At 69.1% G+C, this 26,670-nt stretch carries 25 protein-coding genes; 15 read left to right on the forward strand and 10 right to left on the reverse strand.

Going from position 1 to position 26,670, the window contains the following annotated elements; all coding sequences use genetic code 11:
• Positions 1–129: 129 nt before the first annotated feature.
• Entirely contained in the window at positions 130–1,203 is a 1,074-nt protein-coding gene (locus ACIRGA_RS19400; RefSeq protein WP_400942785.1) for a hypothetical protein, read from the reverse strand.
• Positions 1,204–1,220: 17 nt separating this feature from the next.
• The gene (locus tag ACIRGA_RS19405; protein WP_400942787.1) at positions 1,221–2,228 is read right to left on the reverse strand and encodes a stage II sporulation protein M; all 1,008 of its coding nucleotides are present in this window, start codon (positions 2,226–2,228) and stop codon (positions 1,221–1,223) included.
• Positions 2,229–2,289: 61 nt separating this feature from the next.
• Here ACIRGA_RS19405 and ACIRGA_RS19410 point away from each other — a divergent pair, with 61 nt between their 5' ends.
• Complete coding sequence (locus ACIRGA_RS19410) at positions 2,290–3,171, forward strand: RDD family protein (protein ID WP_400942789.1); 882 nt, start codon at positions 2,290–2,292, stop codon at positions 3,169–3,171.
• A gap of 11 nt (positions 3,172–3,182) precedes the next feature.
• Here the strand turns inward: ACIRGA_RS19410 and ACIRGA_RS19415 are convergent, their stop codons facing one another.
• The gene (locus ACIRGA_RS19415) at positions 3,183–4,448 is read right to left on the reverse strand and encodes a neutral zinc metallopeptidase (protein WP_400942790.1); all 1,266 of its coding nucleotides are present in this window, start codon (positions 4,446–4,448) and stop codon (positions 3,183–3,185) included.
• Positions 4,449–4,719: 271 nt separating this feature from the next.
• Between ACIRGA_RS19415 and ACIRGA_RS19420 the strand changes: the two genes are divergently transcribed.
• The 12 genes from ACIRGA_RS19420 to ACIRGA_RS19475 all read left to right on the forward strand — a co-directional run bounded on the left by ACIRGA_RS19420 (position 4,720) and on the right by ACIRGA_RS19475 (position 19,729).
• Entirely contained in the window at positions 4,720–6,489 is a 1,770-nt protein-coding gene (locus tag ACIRGA_RS19420; protein WP_400942916.1) for a DUF2207 domain-containing protein, read from the forward strand.
• A gap of 73 nt (positions 6,490–6,562) precedes the next feature.
• Entirely contained in the window at positions 6,563–8,164 is a 1,602-nt protein-coding gene (locus ACIRGA_RS19425) for a DUF2207 family protein (protein ID WP_400942792.1), read from the forward strand.
• 21 nt (positions 8,165–8,185) lie between these two features.
• On the forward strand, positions 8,186–9,490 hold the full coding sequence (locus tag ACIRGA_RS19430) for a M16 family metallopeptidase (protein WP_400942794.1): 1,305 nt from the start codon (positions 8,186–8,188) through the stop codon (positions 9,488–9,490).
• Entirely contained in the window at positions 9,487–10,863 is a 1,377-nt protein-coding gene (locus ACIRGA_RS19435) for a M16 family metallopeptidase (protein ID WP_400942795.1), read from the forward strand. Before ACIRGA_RS19430 ends, ACIRGA_RS19435 begins: the two co-directional genes overlap by 4 nt.
• Positions 10,863–11,876: an NAD(+) diphosphatase gene (gene nudC, locus ACIRGA_RS19440; protein ID WP_400942797.1), complete on the forward strand. Its 1,014-nt coding sequence runs from the start codon at positions 10,863–10,865 to the stop codon at positions 11,874–11,876. The genes ACIRGA_RS19435 and nudC overlap by 1 nt, the downstream gene beginning before the upstream one ends.
• 582 nt (positions 11,877–12,458) lie before the next feature.
• Positions 12,459–12,704, forward strand: coding sequence for a hypothetical protein (locus tag ACIRGA_RS19445; RefSeq protein WP_400942799.1), 246 nt, complete (start codon positions 12,459–12,461; stop codon positions 12,702–12,704).
• A gap of 246 nt (positions 12,705–12,950) precedes the next feature.
• Positions 12,951–14,201, forward strand: a complete 1,251-nt coding sequence (locus tag ACIRGA_RS19450; protein ID WP_400942917.1) for an ROK family protein — start codon at positions 12,951–12,953, stop codon at positions 14,199–14,201.
• A 10-nt stretch (positions 14,202–14,211) separates the two neighbouring features.
• Positions 14,212–15,594 (forward strand): extracellular solute-binding protein, encoded by a 1,383-nt coding sequence (locus ACIRGA_RS19455; protein ID WP_400942801.1) that lies wholly within the window; start codon positions 14,212–14,214, stop codon positions 15,592–15,594.
• Positions 15,595–15,598: 4 nt separating this feature from the next.
• Positions 15,599–16,588 (forward strand): carbohydrate ABC transporter permease, encoded by a 990-nt coding sequence (locus tag ACIRGA_RS19460; protein WP_400942803.1) that lies wholly within the window; start codon positions 15,599–15,601, stop codon positions 16,586–16,588.
• A complete protein-coding gene (locus ACIRGA_RS19465; protein WP_400942805.1) occupies positions 16,585–17,478 on the forward strand; it encodes a carbohydrate ABC transporter permease in 894 nt (297 codons plus the stop codon). The genes ACIRGA_RS19460 and ACIRGA_RS19465 overlap by 4 nt, the downstream gene beginning before the upstream one ends.
• Entirely contained in the window at positions 17,475–18,740 is a 1,266-nt protein-coding gene (locus ACIRGA_RS19470; protein ID WP_400942807.1) for a 6-phospho-beta-glucosidase, read from the forward strand. The genes ACIRGA_RS19465 and ACIRGA_RS19470 overlap by 4 nt, the downstream gene beginning before the upstream one ends.
• Positions 18,725–19,729 carry an N-acetylglucosamine kinase gene (locus tag ACIRGA_RS19475; RefSeq protein WP_400942809.1) on the forward strand — a complete coding sequence of 335 codons (1,005 nt, stop codon included), beginning with the start codon at positions 18,725–18,727 and terminating at the stop codon, positions 19,727–19,729. Before ACIRGA_RS19470 ends, ACIRGA_RS19475 begins: the two co-directional genes overlap by 16 nt.
• Before the next feature lie 63 nt (positions 19,730–19,792).
• Here the strand turns inward: ACIRGA_RS19475 and ACIRGA_RS19480 are convergent, their stop codons facing one another.
• From ACIRGA_RS19480 to ACIRGA_RS19495, 4 genes are read right to left on the reverse strand one after another with little or no spacing between them, the layout of a single operon-like run.
• Positions 19,793–20,302 (reverse strand): SRPBCC family protein, encoded by a 510-nt coding sequence (locus ACIRGA_RS19480; RefSeq protein WP_400942811.1) that lies wholly within the window; start codon positions 20,300–20,302, stop codon positions 19,793–19,795.
• Positions 20,299–20,625 carry an ArsR/SmtB family transcription factor gene (locus ACIRGA_RS19485; protein WP_400942813.1) on the reverse strand — a complete coding sequence of 109 codons (327 nt, stop codon included), beginning with the start codon at positions 20,623–20,625 and terminating at the stop codon, positions 20,299–20,301. Before ACIRGA_RS19485 ends, ACIRGA_RS19480 begins: the two co-directional genes overlap by 4 nt.
• A 43-nt stretch (positions 20,626–20,668) precedes the next feature.
• Positions 20,669–22,036, reverse strand: coding sequence for a gluconate:H+ symporter (locus ACIRGA_RS19490; RefSeq protein WP_400942815.1), 1,368 nt, complete (start codon positions 22,034–22,036; stop codon positions 20,669–20,671).
• Positions 22,036–22,527, reverse strand: coding sequence for a gluconokinase (locus ACIRGA_RS19495; protein WP_400942817.1), 492 nt, complete (start codon positions 22,525–22,527; stop codon positions 22,036–22,038). Before ACIRGA_RS19495 ends, ACIRGA_RS19490 begins: the two co-directional genes overlap by 1 nt.
• A 103-nt stretch (positions 22,528–22,630) precedes the next feature.
• Between ACIRGA_RS19495 and ACIRGA_RS19500 the strand changes: the two genes are divergently transcribed.
• A complete protein-coding gene (locus tag ACIRGA_RS19500) occupies positions 22,631–23,326 on the forward strand; it encodes a FadR/GntR family transcriptional regulator (RefSeq protein WP_400942819.1) in 696 nt (231 codons plus the stop codon).
• Positions 23,327–23,364: 38 nt separating this feature from the next.
• Positions 23,365–24,318, forward strand: a complete 954-nt coding sequence (locus ACIRGA_RS19505; protein ID WP_400942821.1) for a cobalamin biosynthesis protein — start codon at positions 23,365–23,367, stop codon at positions 24,316–24,318.
• Positions 24,319–24,568: 250 nt separating this feature from the next.
• Here the strand turns inward: ACIRGA_RS19505 and ACIRGA_RS19510 are convergent, their stop codons facing one another.
• The 3 genes from ACIRGA_RS19510 to ACIRGA_RS19520 are packed head-to-tail and all read right to left on the reverse strand — an operon-like array spanning position 24,569 to position 26,551.
• The gene (locus ACIRGA_RS19510) at positions 24,569–25,189 is read right to left on the reverse strand and encodes an FMN-binding negative transcriptional regulator (protein ID WP_400942823.1); all 621 of its coding nucleotides are present in this window, start codon (positions 25,187–25,189) and stop codon (positions 24,569–24,571) included.
• 55 nt (positions 25,190–25,244) lie between these two features.
• Entirely contained in the window at positions 25,245–26,066 is an 822-nt protein-coding gene (locus tag ACIRGA_RS19515; protein WP_400942825.1) for an SURF1 family protein, read from the reverse strand.
• 23 nt (positions 26,067–26,089) lie between these two features.
• Entirely contained in the window at positions 26,090–26,551 is a 462-nt protein-coding gene (locus ACIRGA_RS19520; protein ID WP_400942827.1) for a low molecular weight protein-tyrosine-phosphatase, read from the reverse strand.
• Between the last annotated feature and the right edge of the window lie 119 nt (positions 26,552–26,670).

Below are 26,670 nucleotides of genomic sequence, written 5' to 3' on the forward strand. Positions count from 1 at the left end.
GTCCCCCCCCCAAACACCACCCTCCCTCGGCGCCGGCGGGCGGGGGGTGTGGTGGGGTGGGGTTTTGGGGTTGGGTGTGGCCCCCCAACCCCACCCCCCCCAACCCCCCACCAAAGCGAGCCGGTGGTTTCAGGCCACCAGAGCGAAACTGGAGTAGTACTCACCCGAAGGATCCCGCGAACCGCTCCGGTCCGGGCTGACCTCGGCGCCGACCCAGCCTTGGAACGCGCCGGCGTCGTCGATCACCTGCAGCAGCGGGCGGACGTGACTGTTGCCGAGGTAGCAACCGTTGTAGGACAGGCATTCGCACCAGAACTCGTAACTGTTGCGCCGTCCGCCGAAAGCGTCGCTCAGGTAGTAGAACCGCCTGTCGCCGGTGTCGATGATCTTCTTCGCGCACGCCTCGTAGCCGGGGCCGGCGGGGCAGCACGAGGACGGGTCGCAGCCGGAGTCGTACTGCACGTATCCGAGACAGGAGCTGTCGTCGCACTTGTTCCAGCCCGGACCGACACCGAGGGCACCGCTGCTTCCCCTGGTCCAGTTCGTGATCGCGCGGCGGTTCACGCCCTGGCCTTCGAGCAGGTACGACCGCTGGGTCGCGCGGACCGAGCTCATCGGGGCCTTGCTGGTCTGCGCGAGGGAGGCGTTGCTGCCGTAGGCGATGCCGCTGCTGATCGAGTAGTTGTCGTTCACCAGCTGCAGACGGCCGAGCCCCGGCTTCGGCTCCGAGACGGCCCACGTCTCCGTGAGGTTCACCGGGGTGGTGGTGCCGTCGACGGTGCTGCTGGTCCAGGTGATGGCCACCTGTCCGGAGTTCTCGGCGTAGGTGCCGGTGAAGTGGCCGTTCGGCGCGCCGGTGAACCCTGGCGCGGTCTTGATCGGGCAGTTGTTGCGGGGATTGGTCCCCGGCGCCCAGTCACCGCAGTAGTAGACGTCGCCGCTGTTGACCGGGGCGGGGAAATCCGCCTGGTTCCAGGTCCAGAAGTTGTGCGCGACGGTGTTGTCGGCCGGGTTGAACACGAGATAGCCGAGGCGGACGTAATTGCGGTCGGCGTCGGTCCGGAATCCGCCGACGCTCACCACCCAGTTCTGTTTGCCCGACGGCGCGGACGTGGTCCGAGCCTGGGACGCGCCGACGAGGAGCGTCGAGGCGAGTACGGACAGGACGATGATCGCGAAGACACGTAACCGATTTCTCCCCATGTGAGGAGCTAAGCAGGTCAGCCCGCTTCCGGTCGAGAATCTCCAGCGTATCGCCAGTCGACATCACCCACTTCGCCCGCTTTCGCGGCGCGACGCCCGACGACGAACACGTAAAGTAAGAACGCGACCTCGGCGATTACTCCGATTCCTATCCTCGCCCAGGTCGGCAGGCCCGAGGGGGTCACGAAGCCCTCGATCACGCCGGAGATCAGCAGTACGACGGTCAGCCCCAGCGCCATCACCACGACCGATCGCCCTTGCTCGCCGAGCGCGGCCGTCCGGGACCGGCGTCCCGGGTCGACGACCGTCCAGCCGAGCTTCAGCCCCGTCCCGGCCGCGACGAACACTGCGGTCAGCTCCAGCAGGCCGTGCGGCAGGATCAGCCCGAAGAACACGTCGAGCCGCCCCGCCGAGGACATCAGCGCCGCGCCGATCGCGAGGTTCAGCGAGTTCGCCCACAGCGCGTAGATCACCGGGACCCCCAGCACCACGCCGAGGAACAGGCAGGTCGCGGCCACCCACGCGTTGTTGGTCCAGACGCGCGCGGCGAAGGAACCCGCGGGATCGGACGAGTAGTACGTCTCGTACTTCCCGCCCGGCGCGGTCAGCTCCTTGAACTCCTCCGGCGAGGCCAGCGACGCGAGCACTTGCGGGTCTCCGGCGATCCACACCGCCGCGATCGCCATCACCGCGATCGACGCCGCCGCCGAAGCCAGCCACCAGCGACGGCTCAGGTACAGCGCCGCCGGGAACCGATGGGTGAAGAAGAGGCCGACCTCGCGCCAGGCGGGGCTGTGCGAACCGGTGACGGCCGAGCGCGCCTTCGCGACCAGGCCGGACAGCTGCGCGACGAGCACGGGGTCGGGCGCGACCGAGCGGATGATCGAAAGATGCGTCGCGACACGCTGGTACAGCGTCACCAGCTCGTCGGCGTCCGGGCCGCTGAGCCTCCCGGCGCGGCCGACGAGGTCGCGCAGCCGGTTCCATTCGGCCTGGTGCGCGGCGACGAACACGTCCACGTCCAACTCGGAGCCCTCCCGGCGATCGTCCTTGGTCGCCCAGCCTATTCGTCACTACGCTTGCCAGGTGGAACAAGAGTCCGAACTCGTCACCGGCGAGGCCGTCGTCCTGGACGTGCGCGCGGCGAAACTGGCCAGCCGCGGGCTCGCCATGATGCTCGACGTCGCCCTCCAGCTGATCGTCCTGTTCGTCGCGATGCTGGTCTTGAGCCAGGTCGCCGTGTTCGGCGACGAGGCGCTGGCGCTGACCCTGTTCCTGGTGACCCTCGTGCTGATCATGGTCGGCTACCCGGTGATCTTCGAGACACTGAGCCGCGGCCGCACGCTCGGGAAGATGGCGCTCGGCCTGCGGGTGGTCCGCACCGACGGCGGCCCGGTGCGGTTCCGGCACGCGCTGGTCCGCGGGCTCGCCGGATTCTTCATCGACTTCTGGGCGCTGGGCATGCTCGGCGTCGTGGCGGTGGTCACGTCGCTGCTGTCGCCCAACGGCCGCCGCGTCGGCGATTACCTGGCGGGCACGCTGGTGATCCGGGAACGCATGCCCGCCTCGCGGACGCCGTACGTCGGGATGCCGCCGCAGCTGGCGTACTGGGCTTCGCAGCTGGACCTGACCCGGTTGCCGAACGATCTCGCGCTCGCCGTCCGCCAGTACCTGAGCCGCACGAGCGAGCTTCGCCCCGAAGCGGCCGAAGCGCTCGGGTACGGCCTTGCGCAGCAGGTCGCGGGGGCGATCGGGGCGCCGGTGCCGCCGGGGGTGCCGTCGTGGGCGTACCTGTCGGCGGTGCTGGCCGAGCGGCGGCGGCGGGATCAGGCGAAGCTGCAGCCCGCGGTCCAGTACGGACAGCCAGTCGTGCAGCCCTATCCGCAGCCCGCCGCCCCCGCACCGGTCGCCCCACCTCAGCCACCCTCGGAACCGGCCCCGGAAAACCCCTTCGCGCCTCCGGGCTGATCGGCGTCAGGTCAGGAAACGTCGGCCGACTTCGCCGCCCAGGTGTTGCACTGGAACATCCGGTTCTTCTGCGCGCCGTGCTGCCACCACGAGACGGCGTGCGCGTCGGAGCCGTGGTCGCGCGGGCCGCCATTGTGGTCGCCGCGGTCCTGCGTCTGCCAGGCGTCGCGATACATCGCCTGATCGACCGAGCCGCCACGCCCCACCGTCGAACCGAGGAACGTCCCGGAAAGACACTGCGCCGAAAGCTCGTTGCGCCGCGACATCTCCAGGCCCGCCGCCGAGTCGGTGCCCGCTTCGTACCGCGCGTCCCAATAGGCCTCCGAGATACCGGAAAGCGCCTGAATGTGATGCGCGTACTCGTGGGCGAAGACCGCCAGATAGACCCCGGGCCGGTTGCCGTATTGAGAGACCTGAAGCCCTTCGTACGGCATGTACAGCGTCTCGTTCTGCGAGCAGTAGAACGCCGCCACCGAGCCGCCGTTGGCGTCGCCGCAGGGGCTCGACCAGTTCTTGCCGGACGGGTACTTCACGGTCGGCACGCGGAACGGCAGTTTCGAATAGTTCATGACCTGCTGCCAGACGCTGTCCAGGCAGGGCCGCGCGCTTTCGAAGAACGCCGATGACGCGTTCGGGTTGTTCGCCCAGCGCGAGAGATTGCACGGCTGGTTCGGCAGGCCGACTTCGGAATCGAGCCACAGCGGGTTGTCCGCCAGCTTGTGGTGCGGTTGCGGGCCGGACGGGGCGCGGCTGGCGGACGTCTCACGGTTCGAGCCGGTCGACGTCTCCCGCGTGCCGGTCGAATCACGCGAACCGGTGGCCCTCGTCGTCGACGTGTCACCGGACGTGGTCGTCGTCGTGTCGTCCGAAGTGGAGGTCGTCGCATAGCTCGAGTAACCGACGTCCGCGACGTGTTTCGACTTGCCGTTCGCGATGGTGATCACCATGAGCAGCCCGCCCATGACCGCCATCACGGCCACGATCGCGATCGCCGCGATGACCCCGCCGTTCGACTTCTTGGCTCGATATCCCCCGTAGGGCGCGAAAGCGGGCTGAGCGAAACGCGGACCGTAAGGAAGCTGCGGCGGGCCGACGGCGCCAGGCCGGAACGGGACCGGCGCGCCGATCTGCGGCGGCGGGAGCGGAGCCGCACCCGGCGGGGGCAGCGGCATGCCACCGCTCGGCGGACCCGGCCGGTACGGCGGTGGAATCGGCGTCGGCCGGGAGACCGGCGGACGTCCGGGCGGGACGGGGCCCGGCCGGTTCGGCGGCGGCATCGGCGGCCCCCCGCGCGGTGGAAGCGGTGGAAGCGGACGCGCTCCCGGCGGCGGGAGCGGACGGCCACCCTGCGGCGGCCGGGGTGGCTGCCGGGGCGGTTGCCGCGGTGGCGTCGGTGGCGGAGTCGGCCGGCGCCGCGGATCAGGCGGGCCGGGCGGCTGCTGGTTCATCGAGTGGATCCCCCATGCGGTTCGGCAACGCCGTTCGCCCAGGTGGCGGATTCGGCGTTTCGGCGGTCAGCATAGATCGGCTGCCCTAGAGTGTGTGGCTGTGTTGACGAAATGGGGGACGGCGGTCGTGGCCGTCGCGGCGAGCTCGGCCTTGATGGCCCCGCCGTCGGATACGAACGTGCCGGAGGCGCCCGGAGCGGGCCCTTCACTGACGAACGCGCCACAGCTGCCGAAGCCGCCGCCACTCGGCGCGCGCGGTCAGCTCGGGCTGCTCCAGCCGCCGAGCGGAGCGTCCGCGAACGTCGCGGTGAAGGTGGAACGCGACGGTTCGGTGTCGATCACCGAGCAGGTGACCGTCCCGGGTGGACAGCATCTGGTGCGCCGGATCCCGTTGAGGGTTCCCGCGGGAGAAGAGCAGGACCGCGTCTACGCGATCCGCGACGTCTCGGTCGAGGGCGCGGGCAAGGCCGAGCCGAACGGCGAACAGCTCGTCGCCACCTTCGACGGCGGAGCGGCCACCCTCAAGTACAAAGTGGACGGTGCGGTCGCGGACGTCAACGGCGCGCAGCAGGTGCGCTGGCAGGTCGCGAGCGGCTGGGACGGCGAACTGTCCCGGGTGTCCGCTTCGTTCAGCGCGCCGACGCGCGAAACGCCCACAGTGGACTGTTTCGCCGGGCCGCTCGGTTCGGACCGGCAGTGTTCGCTCGCGGAGACCGACCACAGCGGCGTCGTCCGCATCGAGCAGGACAAGCTCGCGGCGGGCGAGCGGGTCGACCTCGCCGTCCAGCTCCCGGCGGGCACGGTGCCCGCGAACGCGCGGTTCGAGCAGCTCGCCTCGGTCGGCGGCGCGTTCGCCCTCACCACCCTCGCCGGTATCGGTTTCGGGGCGCTGGCGCTGTTCCTGATCCTCGGCGCGCTCGCCGTCTGGCTGCTGCGCCGTCGTGACCGGGGCGCGCTCACCGCGGGCACCGGCCCGGTCGACGTCCTCATGCGGGAGGGCGACCGGGTGTCCTTCGCCTCGCCCGACGGTGTCCTGCCCGGACAGGTCGGCACCGTCGTCGACGAGACGGTCGACGTCGTGGACGTCAGCGGAACGGTGGTCGACCTCGCGGTCCGCAACTACCTGTGGATCGCCGAAGTCCGCGGCGCCGGAACGGTCGACTGGCAGATCGCGCGCCGTAACGCGCCGGACGAGCACCTCGCCGCTTTCGAGCGCGAGATCTACTCCGCGCTCCTTCCCGAGGGCACCGATTCCGTGCTGCTGTCGGAACTCCGCGGCCGCGGCACCGTCGATCTCCGTGTCGCCGGCGAGGCGATGTACGCCGACGTCGTGCGCAAGGGCTGGTTCTCGCGGCGCCCGGACAAGGGCAAGAGCAAGCTGACGTGGGCGGGTATCGGCCTGATCGCACTCGGACTGGTGGCCACGGTCGTCCTGACCTTCACGGCGGGCCACGCGCTGCTCGGCGTCGCGGTCGCGCTCGCCGGGATCGCGACGCTGCTGGGCGCGTCGTGGGTGCCCGCGAGGACCACACGCGGCAGGCGACTGGTCGGCCAGGTGCGCGGACTGCTCGAATACCTGCACACCGTCAAGGTCGCCGACATTCCCTTGGGGGACCGGGAAATGGTGTTCTCCCGGTCGCTGCCGTACGCCATCGTCCTCGGCGACACCGAGCACTGGCTCCGGACGTTCGAGGGGCTCGACCCGTCGGCGGACGGTTCGGCCGGGCTGTACTGGTTCGGCGGGCTCGAGGGCGATCGGGATCTGCGCCGGTTCGCCGCGCATCTGCCGTCGTTCCTGTCCGCTTTGGACGGTCTGCTCGCCGAATCCGGGCATCTGCGCTCGCTTCGCCCGGAACCGGTCCCCGCCTGACGTGAAGCCCCACGTTTCGTCCTCTGAATGCGGTAGTTGCACACGCAAGTACCGCATTCAGAGGACTAATTGCGTGCTGTTGCTGGTCGGTCTCCTGCTGGTGCTGGGCGCGGCACCGGCGGGAGCGCAGAGCGAACCGCAGCTGCCCTCGTTGCCGAACAGCGCGGAGATCTCGCTCAAGGTGGAACGCGACGGCGCCCTCACCGTCGTCGAGGCGGTGTCCGTGCCGAGCGAGGCGACGATGACCCGCCGGATCCCGCTCCGCACGGCCGCCCCGCGCGACCGTGACCGGATCATCGGCATCCGTGACGTCGTCATCGAGGGGGCGGGCAACGCCGAGCTGACCGGCGAAGAACTCACCGTCAAGCTCAAGGGTGGCACCTCGATCGTCCGGTACACAGTGGACGGCGCGGTCTCCGAAGCCGACGGCTTGACCCGGGTGAGCTGGCAGCTCGCGGGCGGCTGGGACACCCGGCTCGAACTCGTGCGGGCGAGCTTCGCCGCGCCGACCATCCCGAACGCGGTCACCTGTTACGCCGGGCCCGAGGGGTCGCGCGCGCACTGCGGCACCGCCCAGATCGCGCATTCCGGGCTGACCAGGTTCAGCCAGCAGAACCTCGCGCCGGGGCAGCGGATGGAGATCTCGGTCGAACTGCCCGGCGGCACCGTCCCGGCGAACGCGCGCCTGGAGCCGTCGAAGACCTTCGCCGGGGCGTTCGTGCTCAGCGCTCCGGTCGGCTGGGCTTGGGGTGGCTTCGCGCTCGCGCTGGTCGCGGCCGGCGTCGCGCTGGCCCTGCTGCGGAGGCGGGACCGGGATCCGGGCGACGCGCTCCCGGTTCGGCTGCTCACCGGGAAGGACGACCGGGCCGCGTTCGCCTCACCCGACGGCGTGCTTCCCGGGCAGGTCGGGACCGTCTTGTCTGGCCGCGCCGACGCCGTGGACCTGGCCGCGACGGTCGTCGACCTCGCGGTCCGGAACTACCTCTGGGTGAGCGAGGAGCCCGGCGAGCCTGCCACCTGGCGGCTCGTCCGCCGCAATCCGCCGGACGAGCAGCTGACCACTTACGAACGCGCCGTGTTCGACCTCCTTCTGCCCGGGGACCGCGAGTCGGTGCTCCTGCCGGAGATCCAGTCCGCCCGGATCGGCGTCGACACGGTGCGGGACGTGCTGGACGACAGCGTCGTCGAACGCGGCTGGTACTCGCGGCTGCCCGCCAGGCTGACCCGCGTCGGCCTGCGGATCTGCTTCTACGGTCTGTTCCTCACCGCCCTGCTGGCCTTGACCGTCGGCTACGCGCAGCTCGGGCTGATCGTCATCGCCGCGGGCGCGGTACTCGCCGTCGCCGCCCGGTGGCTGCCGGTGCGCACCGGCGCCGGCGTCGCGCTGCACCGGCGGCTGCTCGGCGTCCGCGACGTGCTTCGGGAGACCGAGGCGACGGCCGTCCCGAAGCTCGAACGCGAGGTGCTCCTTTCCCGCGCGCTGCCGTACGCGCTCGCTCTCGGCGAACAAGACCGGTGGGTCGCCGGATTCGCCGCGCTCAAGGGGCCGCCCAAGATCTACTGGTACGGCAAGGAAACCGCCGAAGAGGTGGACTTCGCGCGGGTGAGCGACTTCACCGCCGCACTAGTGGGAACCTTCGCCGCGACCCGCCAGGGTCGTCGCCTGGAGGCCTGAGTAGCCCGTAGGGTGGTGCGCATGGCCGATCCCGAGCTTGTCCGATTCACCCTCGACAACGGTCTGCGCGTGGTGCTCGCGCCCGACGCGACCGCTCCGGTGGTGGGTGTCAGCGTCCACTACGACGTGGGCTTCCGTTCCGAGCCCGAAGGGCGCACCGGTTTCGCGCACCTCTTCGAGCATTTGATGTTCCAGGGGAGCGAGAGCCTGGAGAAGCTCGCGCACTTCCGGTACGTCCAGTCGAGTGGTGGCAGCTTCAACGGCTCCACCCATCCGGACTACACGGACTACTTCGAGGTCCTCCCCGCCGCGGCTCTCGAGCGCGCCCTGTTCCTCGAAGCGGACAGGATGCGGGCGCCGAAGCTGACGCAGGAGAACCTGGCCAACCAGATCGACGTGGTCAAGGAGGAGATCCGCCTCAACGTGCTGAACCGGCCGTACGGCGGGTTCCCGTGGATCACCCTCCCGCCGGTGCTGTACTCCACGTTCCCCAACGCGCACAACGGTTACGGCGGCTTCGAGGATCTCGAACAGGCCACCATGGACGACTGCGCGGCCTTCTTCGACACCTACTACTCGCCCGCGAACGCGGTGCTGACCGTCGCCGGTGACTTCACCGTCGACGAGGCCCGCGAGCTGATCGAGAAGCACTTCGGCGACGTGCCGCACCGGCCCGCGCCCGAGCGTCCGTCGTTCGCCGAGCCCGCCCCCGATGGCGAACTGCGCGGCGAGCAGGTGGACCCGCACGCCCCATTGCCCGCGGTCGGCGTCGGCTACCGCATGCCGGATCCGATCAACGACCTCGACGGCTACCTGGCGAACCTCGTGCTCGCCGGCGTGCTGACCGACGGTGACGGCTCCCGGCTGCAGCAGCGGCTGGTGCACCGTGAACCGCTGGTCGTCGACATCGGCGCGGGCGCCGGGCTGTTCGGCCCGTTCGAGGCCCGCGACCCGGACACGTTCACCATCACCGCGATCCACCCGCACGAGGTGAGCACCGACCAGGTCCTCGCCGCGCTGGACGAGGAGCTGGAGAAGCTGGCGGCCACGCCGCCCGGCGACCAGGAGATCAAGAAGGTCACCGCGCGCTGGGCCGCGAGCCTGCACTCCGAGCACGACAAGCTGGTGTCCCGGACGCTCGCGCTCGGCTCGTTCGAGCTGCTGTACGGCGACGCGTCGCTGGTGTACCGGCTCGCCGACAAGATCTCGGCGGTCACCGGGGAGGCCGTTTCGGCGGCGGCGAAGGCACTGCGGCCGGATTCGCGCGCCGTGCTCGTCGTCCGCCCGGGTAGTGGATCTTCAGACCAGGAAGGTACCGAGCAGTGAGCGCACCGCACCGCACCGCCGAGGAGATCGGCCGCACGGCCGCCGGGCCGCGTCCGGTCCCGTCGCTGGGGACGCAGCGCGCCGCGGCGGAGCTGTCCCATGTGGACACCACGCTGAGCAACGGGCTGCGGGTGCTCGCCGTCCGCAAGGCCACCGTGCCGCTGGTCGAGCTGCGCGTCTGGATCCCGTTCGCCGGCGAGGACAAGCTGCACCCGGCCACCGCCGAGGTGCTGGCCGAGACCCTGCTGACCGGCACCGCCCGCCGCGACCGCATCGAGATCGACGCGGATCTGGCGCTGATCGGCGGTGACCTCGCGTCCGGCGTCGACCCGGAGCGCCTGGTCGTCACCGGCACCTCGCTGGCCGACGGCCTGCCGACGATGCTCGACGTCCTCGCCGACGCGCTCACCGGCGCGTCGTACGCGGACGCCGAGGTCGAGCGGGAACGCGAGCGGCTCATCGAGCGGATCGCCGTCTCCCGCACGCAGCCGAGGACGATCGCCCGTGAGGCGCTGCAGAAGCACCGCTACGGCGACCACCCCGCGGTGCGTGAGGTCCCGCAGGCCGAAGACGTGGCCGTCGTGACGCCGGAGCAGGTTCGCGCGCTGCACCGGGCTTCGGTGCTGCCGCGGGGATCCGTGCTGGTGATCGTCGGCGACATCGACCCCGACACCGTCATCGGCGACCTGGAGAAGGCGTTCGGCGGCTGGGCTTCGGACCGTTCCGCCGTCCGCCTGCCCGCGCTGCCCGCCCTCACCGGGGGCGATGTCCTGCTGGTGCCGCGGGCCGGTGCCGTGCAGTCGCAGATCCGGCTGTCCGCGCAGACCGTGTCCCGCACGGACCCGCGGTACCCGGCACTGCAGCTGGCGAACCTCGTCTACGGCGGGTACTTCTCCTCGCGGCTGGTCGAGAACATCCGTGAGGACAAGGGTTACACCTACAGCGCGCACTCCGGGTTCGAGTTCACCGACCAGACCGCCGTGGTGAACGTCGACGCGGACACCGCGACCGATGCGACCGCGGCCGCGCTCCTGGAGACGCGGTACGAGCTGGCCAGGCTCGGTCTCGTCCCGCCGACCGCCGACGAGGTCGAGTCGGTGCGCCAGTACGCGATCGGTTCGCTGGTCACGTCCGCGTCCTCGCAGGCGGGCCTCGCCGCTCAGCTGTCCGCGCTCGCCGCGACCGGGCTGGGCGCCGAATGGCTCGCCGAGCACCCGGCACGGCTCGCCGCGGTCACCGCCGAAGACGTGGCGAACGCCGCGCTGGAGTTCTTCGCGCCCAAGCGGTTCACCGGGGTCGTCGTCGGCGACGCCGACGTCCTCGCGCCGAAGCTGACGGCGCTGGGCGACGTGACCGTCGGGGAGCCATCCTGATGGAGACGCCGTTCGGGTTAGGGGCGCTCCCGACGCTTTCGCGCTCCACTGCGGACCGTCAGGAATCCTTGCGCACCAACCCGGACAGGCTCGCCGAGCGCTGGCCGAACGCCCGGGTCGTGCTGCTCGACGAGCACGCGCGCACCCCGGTGGTGGAGGGTTCCGGCACCCTGGCGACGCGCAAATCGCAGGATTTCGGCACCGAGCCGCCCGCCGACGCGGTCTTCCTGGGGGAGTGGCAGGGCACCGACTACTGGTCGCTGCCCGGCCGGCCCGCCGGCGAGACCGAGACCGTCGAGATGGCGGGCAGCTGGGGCGTCGTGGAGCAGGTCGCACGGCACGAAGGCGAGATCTGGGTCGACCTGCGCGGCTACGGCGACCTGCTCGACGACACGTCGGCCGGGCTGTTCACCACCGCGCAGGCGTTGCAGGCCTGGCGCCGGCAGGCGAAGTTCTGCACGCGCTGCGGCAGCCCGACCGAGCTGGTGCAGCTGGGCTGGGCGAGCAAGTGCACCGGCTGCGGGCGGGAGGAGTACCCGCGCACCGACCCGGCGGTCATCTGCCTCGTGCACGACGACGCCGGCGTCAACGGCGAGCACGTCCTCCTGGCACGGCAACCGATCTGGCCGCCGGACCGGTACTCGATCCTCGCCGGTTTCGTCGAGGCGGGGGAGTCGCTCGAAGGCTGTGTCGAGCGGGAGATCCGCGAAGAGGTCGGCGTCGAGGTGCGCGACATCCGCTATCTCGGCAGCCAGCCGTGGCCGTTCCCGCGGTCGATCATGCTCGGCTTCACCGCGCGGGCCGACATCTCCGCTGAGCTCGTGCCCGCCGAGGGCGAGATCGAAGAGGCGTTCTGGGTTTCGCGCGAGGAGGTGCGGGCCGCTTTCGCGAACAGTCAGCTGCGGAACGCGGGCGCCGTGCCGACCCCGATCGCCGGCGGTACGCGGCAGCTGGTGCTGCCGGGGAACTCGTCGATCGCGCGCGTGATGCTGGCGGCCTGGGCCGGCGTGTAGGCGGTGTCCTGTTGGCGGTCTGAGGCCTGCTTGATGTCGCGAAAGCCACTTTCGGGACATCAGACGTCGCGAACGTGGCTTTCGCGACACGCTCCGGCCGCACGACCGCTTGCGGGAAGCCGCCACCCGACCCCACTGTCCACAAAGGCCTCGCTCCTAGCGGGGCGCTGCTGCCCGAAGGGGTCGTGAGTGGCAATGAGGGTTATTGAGGGGTAAGTCAAATGTGGCGTGGACCCTCTTCGCTGACGCCTACTCGCCGCTGATTGTCCACAAGGGACAGTTTCCGACTGCGCGGCATCCGTTTTATATCCATTTGTACGATCCTGACCGAGGTCGTGAGTGGCAATGAGGGTTAGAACCCCACTTGCCACTCACGACCCCCTCGTGAAACCGTACATATGTGCATTAAACGGACGCAGGGGTCGTCGGCAAGCGTCCTTTGTGGACACTGGGGGCAAACTTACAGGACGACCTCCAGTCCTCTGGTGGCCATGTTGGTGATTTGCCCGCGAAGCGGCGAAGTGTCCGATACTCTCCGGCCGTTCGGTTTCTTGATCATCGAGTTAGGACACTGGGGAAAACATGAAGAACACCTTGCGGCGGCTTGCCGTCGCCGGAGCCGCTGTCGCGGCCTTCGCCTCGTTCAGCGCAGTGAACGCCGGAGCTGCGCAGGCCTCGGACTACGAGTACTTCGGTTCGTACTCCGAGGAGGACTGCGGAATCACCGGCCACCATGGCCAGATCGCCGGGGACTGGAACGGGTGGATGTGCTACCCCTCGCCCACATTCCCCTGGGTGTACGACCTGTACGTGCAGCCCAACTTCTGATTCACCACCGCGTCGCCGAAGGGCCGCTCGGGAGGCTTCGAACCTCCTGAGCGGCCCTTCGTCGTCTGAACGGACACCCTCCGCGCCGGTACGTGTACCCACTGTGCGGAACACGCCAAGCGTTACCTCCCCGTTTCCCCGCGCCGTTGACGGCTGTGGTTCGGCTCACTACAGTCCCCGGAAACCGTCTGTAAAGTTTCCTAACGAAGTCGGGAGCGAACCCCCATGCGAGCCGGCAGTCCGCGAATGCTGCGCGAGATCAACGATCGCGCGGCCATCGAGGTCCTCCTCCGGGACGGCCCGCTGACGCGCTCCGAGCTCGAGGTCGCGATCGGCCTGTCCAAACCCGCGACGGCGCAGCTGCTCACGCGCCTCGAGCAGGACGACATCGTCGCCAAGGCGGGCGTGCGCGGCGGGGGCCGGGGCCCGCGGGCGCAGCTCTGGCAGGTCAACGGCGGTGTCGCCTACGTCGCGGCCGTGGACCTGACGCCGCAAAAAGCCGATTTCGTCGTCGCCGACGTCACGGGCGCGGTGCTCGCCGAGTACCAGGTCCCGCTGCCGGTCCACGAGGGCGCGGACGTCGTCGGCACCTTCGGCGCGGCGCTCACCCAGGTCGCGAACAGCGCCGGGCTCGCCGCCACCGATCTCCGCCACGTCGTCATCGGCGCGCAGGGCGCCTTCGATCCGCGCACCGGCCTGCTCTCCTCCGCGCCGCACATCCCCGGCTGGCTCGGTTTCGACGTACCGCGAAGGCTCAGTCAGGAACTCGGCGTCGAGGTCACCATCGAGAACGACGTCAACCTCGTCGCGATCGTGGAGATGACGGTCGGCCAGGCCGTCGGGCTCGACGACTTCGTGATGATCTGGCTCAGCGACGGCGTCGGCGGCGCGGTGGTGGTCGGCCGCAGGCTGTTGCGCGGCGCGACCGGGGGCGGCGGCGAGATCGACTGGATGCGCGTTCCCGATCCGGTTTCCGTTGCCACACGAAAAGAACCGGCGCGCGGAGGCGATCGGTTCGGTGACCTCGTCGCGTCCCCGGCCGTCGTCGAGCTGGCCGCCGCGCACGGCATCGAGGCCGAGACCGGCGCGGACGCGGTCGCCAAGGCCCGCGCAAGCGAGAACGAAGCCTTCCTCGACGACCTCGCCCGCCGTGTCGCGGGCGGAGCGGCCAGCCTGATCGCGGTCGTCGACCCCGAACTCGTGCTCCTTTCCGGTGACACCAGCCGGGCCGGTGGCGACGACTTCGCCGCCCTGGTCGCGAAAAGGCTGCACGAACTGGTCCTGCCCCGCACTCCCGTCGGGGTCGCTTCGGTGCAGGGCAACGCGGTCCGCGCGGGCGCGCTCCAATCGGCGCTCGCCACCGTGCGCAGGGACGTCTTCGGCGTCAACACCCCTTCGCTCCTCGGGCCGAGACGGTCCGGGGCGGGAGAGCCTAACCCGATCGTGGCGATCCCGGATTCACGAACAGAACCACCGTCTCCCGCCCCAACCAACTAGGAGGAGGGTCATGAGTTCCACGACCCAGGTTCGGAGAAGTGGCCGCCGTTGGCGCGGCTCGATAGTGCTCGGCGCGGTCACCGTCGCCGCGCTGGTGTCCGCTTGTTCGGGCGCCGCAAGCGGCCCGAAGGATGGGGCGGGTGACGCGGCGGCCGCCCCCGCCGCGGACGCGAAGCTCACGCTGACCGTCTACAGCAAGTTCACCGACCGCGAGTACAACGTGGTCACCGCCGGGCTCAACAAGCTCAAGGCGAAGTTCCCGAACATCGAGATCAAGCACGAAGGCCAGCAGGACGACGACAAGATCACCCAGTCCATCCGCGGTGGCAATCCGCCGGACGTGGCGATCTCGTTCTTCACCGACAACCTCGGCGCGTGGTGCTCGACGGGCAGCTTCCAGGATCTCAAGCCCTACATCGAGCGCGACAAGGTCGACCTGGCGCAGATCCCCGACGCCGTCCGCAGCTACACCGAATACCAGGGCAAGCGCTGCGCCATGCCGCTGCTCGCCGATGTCTACGGCTTCTACTACAACAAGGACATGTTCGCGGCGAAGGGCATCACGTCGCCGCCGAAGACGACCTCGGAACTGTTCGAGGCCACCAAGAAGCTGACCGAGTTCAACCCGGACGGCTCGATCAAGGTCGCCGGGTTCATGCCGTCGATGCCGTTCTACGCCAACTTCGCGCAGTACTGGGCCCCGAACTTCGGCGCCACCTACCTCGGCCCGGACGGCCAGTCGCATCTCGCCGACAGCCCCGAGTGGAAGGCGATGTTCGACTTCCAGAAGCAGCTCGTCGACTTCTACGGCGGCCATGCCAAGGTCGAGCAGTTCAAGGCCGGTCTGGGCGAGGAGTACTCGGCGGACCACGGTTTCCAGCGCGGCAAGCTCGCGATGATGATCGACGGCGAATACCGGACCGCGTTCATCAAGGACCAGACGCCGGACCTGAAGTTCGGCACCGCGGCCCCGCCGGTGCTGGACAGCAAGCCGGACCGTTACGGCGGCGCGTTCACCACGGGCACGATCATCGCGATCCCCAAGGGTGCCAAGAACCCCGGCGCGGCTTGGGAACTGATCAAGCAGGTCACCCTCGACACCGCGACCCTGGTCGATCTGTCGAACGGGCTCAAGAACGTGCCGAGCACCAAAGCCGCGCTGACCGACCCGAAGCTCGAGGTCACGCCGGAGTTCAAGACGTTCCTCGACCTGTACAACGGCGGGAAGCTGCTGCCGAACCCGTCGACCCCGATCGGCGACGCGCACCTCAAGGCCGTCAACGACTTCGCGGAGAAGTGGCAGGCGGGCAACATCCCCGACATGATCGCGGGGCTCAAGCAGGTCGACGCTCAGATCAACGACGAGCTGGCCCAGAAACGCGCCGGCGGCTGATCGCATGACCTCGACCCTGGATTCCAGGGCGGTCGGTTCCCCTTCCGCGTCCACCCGGACGCGGAAGGGGAACGCAGCGCGCCGCCGTCGCACCGTCTTCTACTTCATCGCACCGGCGATGCTCGGGTTCCTGATCTTCTTCGGCTACCCGCTGATCGCCACGGTGTACTACTCGTTCACCCGCTACGACCTGATCAACGCGCCCGAGTTCATCGGCTTCGACAACTACATCCGGATGTTCACCAATGAGCCGCTGGTCGGCACCGCCGCGTACAACACGCTGTGGCTGGTGATCGTCCTGACGTTCTGCCGGGTGGCGTTCGCCCTCGGCACGGCGTCGATCATCTCCCGGCTCAAGTCGGGTGTCGGCCTGGTGCGGACGCTCTGCTACCTGCCTTCGCTGGCCCCGCCCGCCGCCGCGACGCTGGCGTTCGTGTTCCTGTTCAACCCGGAATACGGCCCGGTCAACGCGTTCCTGCGGGCGGTCGGCGTCGACGGCGGCCTGTGGTTCAACGACCCGGCGATGTCGAAGCCCGCGCTGACCCTGCTGGTGATGTGGGGTTCGGGCGAGCTGATGATCATCATCCTGGCGGCACTGCTCGACGTGCCGCAGGAACAGTACGAGGCCGCCGAACTCGACGGCGCCGGTCCGGTCCGCCGGTTCTGGCACGTCACACTGCCGTCGATCTCGCCGGTGCTGTTGTTCGGCGTCGTCAACTCGATGATCTTCGCGTTGCAGTTCTTCACCCAGGCGATCGTCGCGGGTTCGGCGGCCGCGGGCGCGGCGGACGTCGCGGGCAACACGAGATTCATCGGCGCGCCACAGAACTCGACGCTGACCTACCCGGTCTGGCTGTACGTCCAGGGATTCCGGTACTTCAACATGGGCTACGCGGCGGCGATGGCGGTGCTGCTGTTCATCGTCTCGGCGGGGTTCACCTGGATTCTCGTGCGTCAGCTTCGTAAGTCCCAGCATCAGGAGGAGGGCGGATGACCACACTGGCCGAGCCCAGGCACACCGCCCCGGCGTCCGAACCGCCGAAGGTGCGGGTGCGGCGCCAATGGGACAAGAAGCTCTACTGGATCGCGACGCACAGCGTGGGCATCGCGATGGGCGTGATCTTCATGCTGCCCATCCTGTTCGTGTTCCTCACCGCGGTGATGTCCAGCGAACAGGCGCTTTCGTCGAACTTCTGGCCCAAGGAATGGCACTTCGAGAACTTCATCGAGGTGTTCGAAAAGGCGCCGCTGTTGCAGTACTTCGGCAACAGCATGCTCTATTCGACGCTGGCCACTTTCGGGGCGCTCGTTTCGGCGATCCCGGCGGCGTACGCACTTTCGAAGCTGAAGTTCCGTGGGCAGAACCTGTTCTTCATGCTCACCGTGGCCGCGATGATGCTGCCCCCGCAGGTCACCGTCGTGCCGCTGTACGACCTGTGGGTGCGGCTCGGGTTCACCGGGACGCTGGTTCCGTTGATCGTGCCGTACTTCTTCTTCGACGCGTTCTCGATCTTCCTGCTGCGGCAGTTCTTCCTCACCATTCCGAAGGACTACCTCGAAGCCGCGAAGATCGACGGCTGCAACGAGTTCCAGGCGATGGTCAAGGTGCTGATCCCGATGGCGAAGCCGGGGATCGCGGCCACCGCGATGTTCTGTTTCCTGTTCACCTGGAACGACTATTTCGGCCCGCTGCTCTACACCGGTGAGACCCGCGACAGCTGGCCGCTTTCGCTGGCGATCGCGTCGTTCCGCGGGATGCACCACGTGGAATGGAATCTCACCATGGCGGCCACCGCGCTGATCATGCTGCCGGTGATCGTGCTGTTCGTATTCGCGCAGAAGTCCTTCGTCAAGGGCGTCACATTCACAGGGGTCAAGGGATGAAACTGGCAGTCGTCGGTGGTGGATCCACTTACACACCCGAGCTGATCGACGGGATCGCCGGACGGCGGTCCACTTTGGACGTCGACGAGATCGTGCTGATCGATCCGGACGCGTACCGGGTGGAGGCGGTCGGGGACTTCAGCAACCGGTTGCTGAGCCACGCCGGGCATCCGGCGCGGGTCCGCACCACCGCGAGTCTCGAAGAGGGCGTCGAAGGCGCGTCGGCGGTGCTGATCCAGCTGCGGGTCGGCGGGCAGCGCGCGCGGCGCGGGGACGAGACGTTCCCGCACGCCTGCGGCTGTGTCGGGCAGGAGACCACGGGCGCGGGCGGCCTCGCGAAGGCGCTGCGCACCGTGCCGGTGGTGCTCGACATCGCCGACCGGGTAAGGAAAATCGCCGGGGACGACACCTGGATTGTCAACTTCACCAACCCCGTCGGGATCGTCACCCGCGCGCTGCTGAACGAGGGCCACCGTGCCGTCGGGCTGTGCAACGTCGCGATCCACCTCCAGCGCACGTTCGCGCAGCTGCTCGGTGCCGGCGTCGACGACGTCAAACTCGTCCACACCGGACTGAACCACCTGAGCTGGGAACGGAAGGTGCTCGTCAACGGCGAGGACCGGTTGCCGGAGCTGCTGGCGGAGCACGCGGAATTCCTCGGCGAGCACGTCACCGCGCCGGTCGAGTGGATGCGGCGGATGAACGTCGTGCCGTCGTACTACCTGAAGTACTACTACGGGCACGACGAGCAGGTCACGAAGCAGCGCACCGAGCGGCCGCGCGCGGACGTCGTGAGCGACGTCGAGGAGGAACTGCTCAAGGTGTACCTCGACCCGGAGGTGGTGACCAAACCGGAGCAGCTGGAAAAGCGGGGCGGTGCCTACTATTCCGAGGCCGCGGTGCAGCTCGTGCACGCGCTCACCTCGGGCGGCCCCGCCGAAGAGCACGTCGTCAACGTCCGCAACGAAGGCACTTTCGGCTTCCTGCCGGACGACGCCGTCATCGAAGTTCCGTCCCTTGTGGACGGTAACGGTCCGCGCCCGATCCCGCAGCCGCCGGTGGAGCAGCGGTTCGCCGGGCTCATCGCCGGGGTGACCGCGTACGAGCACCTCGCGCTGGAGGCGGCGATCAAGGGTGGCCGGGACCGGGTCGCCGACGCGTTGCTCGCGCATCCGCTGGTCGGCCAGTACACCAAGGCCGATCAGCTCGCCGACACGCTGGTGAAGATCAACCGTGAGTTCCTGCCGTGGGCGGGGGCATGACGGCCGGCTCACGGGACGTCGTCGTCGCGATCGACGGCGGCAACAGCAAGACCGACGTCCTGATCGTCTCGCGGGACGGACGGGTGCTCGGGCAGTCGCGAGGGCCGGGTGCGTCCCCGCAGAACATCGGGGTGGACGGCAGCGTCCAGGCGCTGGAGAAGCTGGTCCTGGAAGCCCTTCGCGGGGCAGGGCTTCCCGACGAACGTCCTTTCGCGACACATACCTCCGCCTATCTCGCGGGGCTGGATTTCCCGCGAGAGGAAGCGATCCTGCACGCCGCGCTGGCCGCGCGAGGCTGGAGCGACACGCTGATCGTCGGCAACGACACGCTCGCATTGTTGCGCGCGGGCAGTTCCGACGGGACGGGTGTGGCGGTGGTGTGCGGCGCCGGGATCAACGGCGCCGGCGTCAGCGCCGACGGCCGTGAGCACCGGTTTCCCGCGCTGGGCAAGATCTCCGGCGACTGGGGCGGCGGCTACCGGCTGGGCGAGGAGGCGCTGTGGTGGGCCGTCCGCGCCGAGGACGGCCGTGGTCCGGGTACGGCTCTGCAGGCCGCCGTCACCACGCACTTCAAGGCGTCTTCGGTGCTGGAAGTGGTGCAGCGCCTGCACTTCGAGGAGCTGCACTCCGATTCGATCCACGGCCTGTGCCCGCTGCTGTTCGCCGTCGCGGCGGACGGTGACGAGGTGGCGCAGGACGTGGTCGACCGGTTCGTCGAAGAGGTCGCCCTGCTGGTCTCGGTCATCCTGCGGCGGCTCGAACTCACCGAGGAGGCGCCCGAAGTCATCCTCGGCGGGGGAGTGCTGACCGGGGTCGGCGCGCAGGTGATCGCGGAGATCGAACGGCGGTGCCTGAAGGTGGCGCCGCAGGCGTCGATCCAGGTGGTCGATGTGGCCCCCGTGGTCGGCGCGGCGCTGTTCGCGCTGGACACGATCGGCGCTTCTGTCACCGCGAAGGCCTCTCTGAAGGCCGCGACCAAACGGGTCTGAATGTCCGTGAAGGCCTCCTTTCCGACCTTGAGCGTAGGGAAGGAGGCCTTCACGGACATCGGCTCAGGAAGCGGCGGGGACGAGCGGCTCGTCCGTCTCCAGCAGCGACTTGAGGTCCGACAGGATCCACGCCCAGCCGCCACCGGCGTTCTCGCCCGGCCCGGCGTTGATGTTCTCCTGCGAGCCGTTGACCAGAGCGGCCGTCGTGGGCGCGTCGGTGACGTCGTGGGTGACGGTCAGCCGGGTGCCCGCGGTCTTCGTCTCTTCGATCTCGTAAGTGAGCTTGGTGTACGGCTCCTTGTCGAAGGCCGGGTCCATCCGCAGTTTCCAGGTGACGACCAGCTTGCGTGGCGGATCGACCTCCAGCACCTCGCCGTCGACCAGGTCGTTGGTGAAGCCGGCTTCGACGTATTCCGGCGTCGGGTGGGTGGCGTGCTTGCCACCCGGCCGCAGGTCGAAGTCGACGAGGCCGGTGTAGCCGTACTTCCGCGACCACTCGGGCTTCGTGATCGCGTCCCAGATCTTCTCCGGGGTGGCCTTGATGTAGACGCGGTAAACCTGGGTGTCGGTCATGGCGGTTCCTCGGTTTCGAGTTCGGCTTTGAGGTCGAGCAACGCGGTCACGTTGCGCTCGGTGAACTTGTCGATCCACCGGTCGTGGATCTGCCGGATCGGTACCGGGTTGAGGAAATGCTTCTTCTCCCGGCCCTCCTTGCGCGTGACGACAAGTCCGGCTTCTTCCAGCAGTTTCAAATGCTTCATCACGCCGAACCGGCTCATGTCCACTTCGGACTCGAGCTCGGTCAGCGTGCGGCCGTCACGCGCGAACAGCTGGTCGAGCAGGAACCGGCGGGTCGGATCCGCCAGGGCCTTGAAAACCAGGTCGTCGTCGGGCACGTCGAAAGAATAGGTGACCAAAAGGTCACGTGTCAAGCCTCGGCTACAGCAGGGCGCCCAGCGGCAGGATCAGCGCGATCGCGACCACCGAGATGACCGTCTCCATGATCGACCAGCTCTTCAGCGTCTGCCCGACCGAAAGCCCGAAGTATTCCTTGACCAGCCAGAACCCGGCGTCGTTCACGTGGGAGAAGAACAGCGAACCGGCGCCGATCGCCAGCACGAGCAGCGCGCTGTGCGACGGGTCCATGGTCGCGGCGAGCGGGGCCACGATGCCCGCGGCGGACACGGTGGCGACCGTCGCGGAGCCGGTCGCGAGCCGGATCGCGACCGCGACCAGCCAGCCGAGCAGCAGCGGCGACAGGTTCGCGCCGGTGGCCAGGCTCGTGATGACGTTGCCGACCCCGGCGTCGACGAGGGTCTGCTTGAACCCGCCGCCCGCGCCGACGATGAGCAGGATGCCGGCGATCGGCGGCAGCGAATCGGCCACAGTGGACGAAAGCTTGTCCCGTGTGAAGCCCGCGGACCTGCCCAGGGTGAGCATGCCGAGCAGGACCGCGGCGAGCAGCGCCACCAGTGGGTCGCCGATGAAGTCCAGCACGCGGCGGAGGTGGTTCTCCTTCTCCAGCAGGATGTCCGCGAGCGCCTTGCCCATCATCAGCACGACCGGCAGCAGCACCGTGGACAGCGTCGCGAGGAAGCCCGGCCGCCGTCCGTCCGAAGAGGACGATTCCGGGACGAGCCGCTCCGGCGCTACGGCGTCCGGGACCATCTTGGCGGCCAGCCTGCCGAACAGCGGTCCGGCGATGATCACCGTCGGGATCGCGACGAGGAGGCCGAAGGCGAGGGTGAGGCCGACGTTCGCGTTCAGCGCGCCCGAGGCGGCGAGCGGGCCGGGGTGCGGCGGGACGAGGCCGTGCAGCACCGAAAGCCCGGCGAGTGCGGGGATTCCCAGCATCAGCAACGGTTTCCCGGTGCGCTTGGCGACCAGCAGGATCACCGGGATCAGCATGACCAGGCCGATCTCGAAGAACATCGGCAGCCCGATCAGCGCGGCGACCAGCGCCATCGCCCACGGCAGGGTGCGGTCGCCCGCGCGGCGCAGAATCGTGTCGACGATCTGGTCGGCGCCGCCGGAGTCGGCGAGCAGTTTGCCGAGCATCGCGCCGAGCGCGATCAGCACGCCGACCGAGGCGACGGTGGAGCCGACGCCGGAGCTGAAGCTCTTGATCAGCTTGTCCACCGGCATGCCGCCGACGAGCCCGAGCACGCCGGAGCCGAGAATGAGGGCCAGGAACGGATGCTGCTTCGCCTTGGTGATCAGGACGACGATCACGGCGATGGCGAGCACCGTCGCGCCGATGAGGCGGGTGTCGTGTCCGGTCCAGGCGGCGGCGAGTGTGGTGGTCATCAGCGGTCCTTGAAAGCGGAAAGGGCGGTTTCGACGATCTCTTCCGGCTTCTTCGCGATGTCGGCGACGAGGCCGTGCTCGTCCGGCCGCAGCGGCTCGAGGTCGGCGAGCTGGGAGTCCAAAAGGGACACCGGCATGAAGTGGCCGGAGCGGGTCTTCATCCGATCGGCGAGCAGATCGTGGTCGCCGTGGAGGTGCAGGAACCAGACGTTTCCGCCGCTGCGCAGGATGTCGCGGTAGCGATACTTGAGCGCGGAAGACGTCACGACGCCGCCGGAGCGCTGGTGGTCGCGGATCCAGGTGGCGATGGCTTCGAGCCAGGGTTGCCGGTCTTCGTCGTTCAGCGGGTGGCCGGAGCTCATCTTGTCGATGTTCGCCTTCGGATGGAACGTGTCCGCTTCGGCGTAGTCGACGCCGAGGCGTTCGGCGAGTGCCGTGCCCACGGTCGTCTTGCCCGAGCCGGAAACGCCCATCACCACGATGACGGTCATCCGTACCTCCCACGTCGTTGTAGCCGGGACGAGTACAGCTCAAAAGTACTACTTAAGCAACATCAAGTACTACTTAATCGAGTCAGAACGCTAGAGTCGCCTGGTGGGCAACGACAGGCATGCCGAAGTGCTCGACGCGCTCGGCTCCGCGATCGCGAACGGGGAGCTCCCGCCGGGCTCCGTACTGCGCTCGGAGGAGCTGCAAGAGCGGTTCGGCGCGTCGCGCACGGTGGCGCGCGAGGTGGTGCGCGTCCTCGAAACGATGTGCCTGACCAGCAGCAAGCGCCGGGTCGGGGTGATCGTGCGCGAGCCGCGTGAGTGGAACCATTACGACCCGAGGCTGCTCCGCTGGCAACTCGACGGTTCCGAGCGAAAGACCGCGCTGCGCACCCTGACCGAACTGCGGTCCGGTGTGGAACCGTGCGCCGCCCGGTACGCCGCGCTGCGGGCGACGCCGGAGGAGGGCGGCCGCCTCCGAGCGTTGGCGAAGCGGCTGGAAGAGACGGCGCACCGGCGGGACCTCGACACCTTCCTGGGGCACGACGTCGCTTTCCACGATCTGCTGCTGTCCGCGTCGCGGAATCCGATGTTCGCGCAGCTTTCGGCGGTCGTCGCCGAAGTGCTCGCCGGGCGTACCGGGCACGGGCTGATGCCGGAGGAGCCGCAGCCCGAGGCCGTCGCGCTGCACGTCGAGGTCGCGGCGGCCATCGACACCGGTGACCCTGACCGGGCCGAACGCGCGATGCGGGACATCGTCATCCAGGCGCGTGACGAGATGGCCGTCCTTCTGGACAGATGATCTTCGAGTAATCTCTGCAGGTCTTCGAGGGAAACTGCATGCAGGGGGCGACGGTGAGCGCGGCGCGCGCGATCGGCTTGGTGTTGGGGGTGGCCGCGGACGGGGCGATCGGGGATCCCCGGTCACGGCGTCCGGTGACGGCGTTCGCCAGGGCGGCTTCGGCGGTGGACGCGAAGGTCCGATCGAAGCATCCGGTGGCCGGAGTGCTGTGGACCGGTGGCCTCGCGGGTTCCGTCGTGCTGGCGGGCGTACTCGCCGAACGCGCCGGGCGGCGCAGCCCCGTCCTGCAGGCGACCACGACCGCCGTGACCACCTGGGCCGTCCTCGGTGCCGCCGGCCTCGCCGCGCACGGCACCTCACTGGCCAGGGACCTCGAAGAGGGTGAACTCGAGACCGCGCGCGGCACACTGTCCACACTGGACCCCCGCGTCGCCGACGACCTCGGCGTCATCGGCCTCTCGCGCGCTTCGGTGGAGACGCTCGCCGAGAACACCGCGGACGTCGTCATCGCGCCGCTGGTGTGGGGAGCGCTGGCCGGTGTCCCCGGCCTGCTCGGCTCGCGCGCGATCAGCCTGCTGCGCGGGATCGGGCGCGGGCGTCCCGAGCGGTACCGCTGGCTCGTCGCCCGGCTGGATGAAATCGTCCATCTCGTGCCCACGCGGGTCGCGGCCGGGCTGACCGTGCTGGCGGCTCCGGTCGTCGGCGGCTCGGCGGGCGGCGCGTGGCGGGCATGGCGGCGGGACACCACCGCGCACCCGAGCCCGAACGCGGGCCGCGTTGAGGCCGCGTTCGCCGGGGCGCTGGAGATCCGCGTCGGCGGGCGGACGGTGTATCCGCACGGGGTCGAGGAGCTGCCGGTGCTCGGCATCGGCCGCAACCCGGACGCCGGGCACGTGACGCGGGCCGTGGAGCTCTCGCGGGTGGTCGGCTGGCTGGGCGCGATCAGCTCGGTGGTGCTGGCGGGTCTCGTCGGGCTGCGGCGACGGCGCTGACCTGCGGGTTTCCGGCGCCGGGGGAGCAAGGGACCTTTGCTATCACTTACGTAGGCATGCTAACCAATCGAGAGCAAAGGTCCCTTGCTACCGCTTGGGACGGGGGTGTGTGGAAATAGGGACGTTGAGTGTCCCTATTTCCACACACCCCCTACTCCGCGTGGTGACCGTGTGGATTTTGGTGCGTCAGGTGACCCGAAATCCACACGGTCGCCGCGCTGACCTGCGGAAGGAGAGCAAGGGACCTTTGCTACCGCTCCCGCCGCGCCAGCTGCGCCCGCGCCCGTGCGTCCATCGGACCGTCGCGCCGCGCGAGCTCCGCGTCGATCCGTGACCGATCGGCGGGCTGCTTGTTCCCGCCGAACTTGAACTTCGCCCGCACCCCGGTCACGGTCAGTTCGACGCCGCGGATGCCGGGAAGAACCCGCTTGTCCGGCGCCTCGGTGTGACTCACCCCCGACCGGCCCGAACCGGGCTCGAAATGCGCGAGCTGCCGGTCCAGGAGCGCGGCCTTCTCCGCCGCGTCGTCGACCAGCCGGACGTCGCATTCGAGCTGGACGGACGCGTAGTACGAGGTAGGCACCCCATGCGCCGGATCGGCCGGGGTGTTCCAGGCGGAGTGGATGTAGGTGTGGTCGTCGATCACCGTCAGCAGCGCGCGCGGGTGTTCCTCCAGCAACGGCCAGACCGGGTTGGGGCGCGCGAGGTGCAGCAGGATCGTCCGGTCGCCGTCGTAGACGAAGTGCACCGGATTGACGATCGGCAGGTCACGGCCCGCGCCCCCGGCGATCAGCTGGCCGAAGTCGTGTTCGGAGAGCCAGGCCTGCCATTCGGCGTCGTCGTGGGCGGCGTCCCACGGGTGAATCAGCATGCTCGAAGGGGAACATCTCGAAATGGACCCGCAAAAGGTCCATTTTCGGGTCGAATCAGGTGGCCACTTCGGAGCGTTCGTCCTCGGCCAACATCTCCGCGACGCTCTTGCGCCGCTGCGGCCGTTCCGTGGTCAGCGCGCCACCCGGCTTCAGCTCGCGGACTGTGAAGTACAGCCACCCCATCAACGCCATCGCCCCGAACGCGATCCACTGCAGGGCATAGGAGAAGAACGGTCCGGCGTCGGTCTGCGGGAGCGGCAGCGCGCCCAGCACGCCGGGCTGGTTCACGTCGAGCTGGAAGTAACCCGGACGGATGTCCAGGTTCGCGGCCCGCGCGACGACCTGGGAATCGACGACGTAGCTCTGCGGCTTCCCGCCGGTCGACTCGTCGGCGAAGGCGTCGCGGTTCTTCCCGTCCTTTTCGTCGTGGCGTGCCCGCGTGACGATGTCGACCGTTCCGGCGGGCGGCGGGGCGAAGGGGAGCGCGCGCGATTTGTCGTCGAGCCGGACGTACCCGCGGTCCACCAGCACGACTGTGCCCTCGACAGTCCGGAACGGCGTCAGGACCTCGAAGGCCGCTTCGCCCTGTACGGAACGAAGACGGGCCACGACCTCGCCCTCGGGCAGATACGTGCCCCTCATCGCGACAAGATGCCATTCGGTGCGCTGGTCAGGGGCGGCTCCACCGGGAAGCAGCTGGTCCAGCGACCGCGGCTGGCCGGAGAACGACTCCCGCAGCGCCGCGTTCTGATGCTCGCGTTCGGTGTTGCGGGAGAACTGCCACGGCGCCAGCAGGGTGAAGCAAGTGATGGCGAAGGTGAACACCACCAACGTCAACGCCAGCCACCCGGGCTTCAGCAGGAACTTCAACCGCACCCCACCACGGTAAGCGGTCGGCCTCAGGCGTGTGCGCGCACCCAGTCGAGCAGGGCCGGAACGGACCGCTCGATCATGCCGAGGACGTCCTCGAAACCGTCGTCCTCGCCGTAGTACGGGTCCGGGACCTCGGCGCCCGCGGGCGCGGACGGATCGAACTCGCGCAGCAGGCGGACCTTCGCCGGATCCGAAACCTTGCGCCGGAGGAACGACAGGTGACCGTCGTCCGCCGCGAGCAGCAGATCGGCGGCCAGATGCCCGCGGTCGACCTCGGCCGCGACGTGGCCGGTCGGGTAACCGTGTTCGGCCAGCTTCGCGCGGGCCCGCTTGTCCGCGGCCTCGCCCACGTGCCAGCCACCGGTGCCCGCGCTGGACACCTGCACGAGGTGATCGAGACCCGCTTCCTCGACCTTCGCGCGGAAGACGAGCTCGGCCATCGGGGAGCGGCAGATGTTGCCGGAACAGACGAAGACGATGTGCAGCACCTGATCAGTGTGAAGGCCGGCGGAGATCGACCGTTCACCGGCTCCGAACGGCTACCGGGCGCGCGAAGCTGGAAAGCAGGGACGAAGCGGGAGTAGACCTCCTGGAGATAAACACGCAG

Source organism: Amycolatopsis sp. NPDC102389 (assembly GCF_044765885.1).
GTDB lineage: Bacteria > Actinomycetota > Actinomycetes > Mycobacteriales > Pseudonocardiaceae > Amycolatopsis.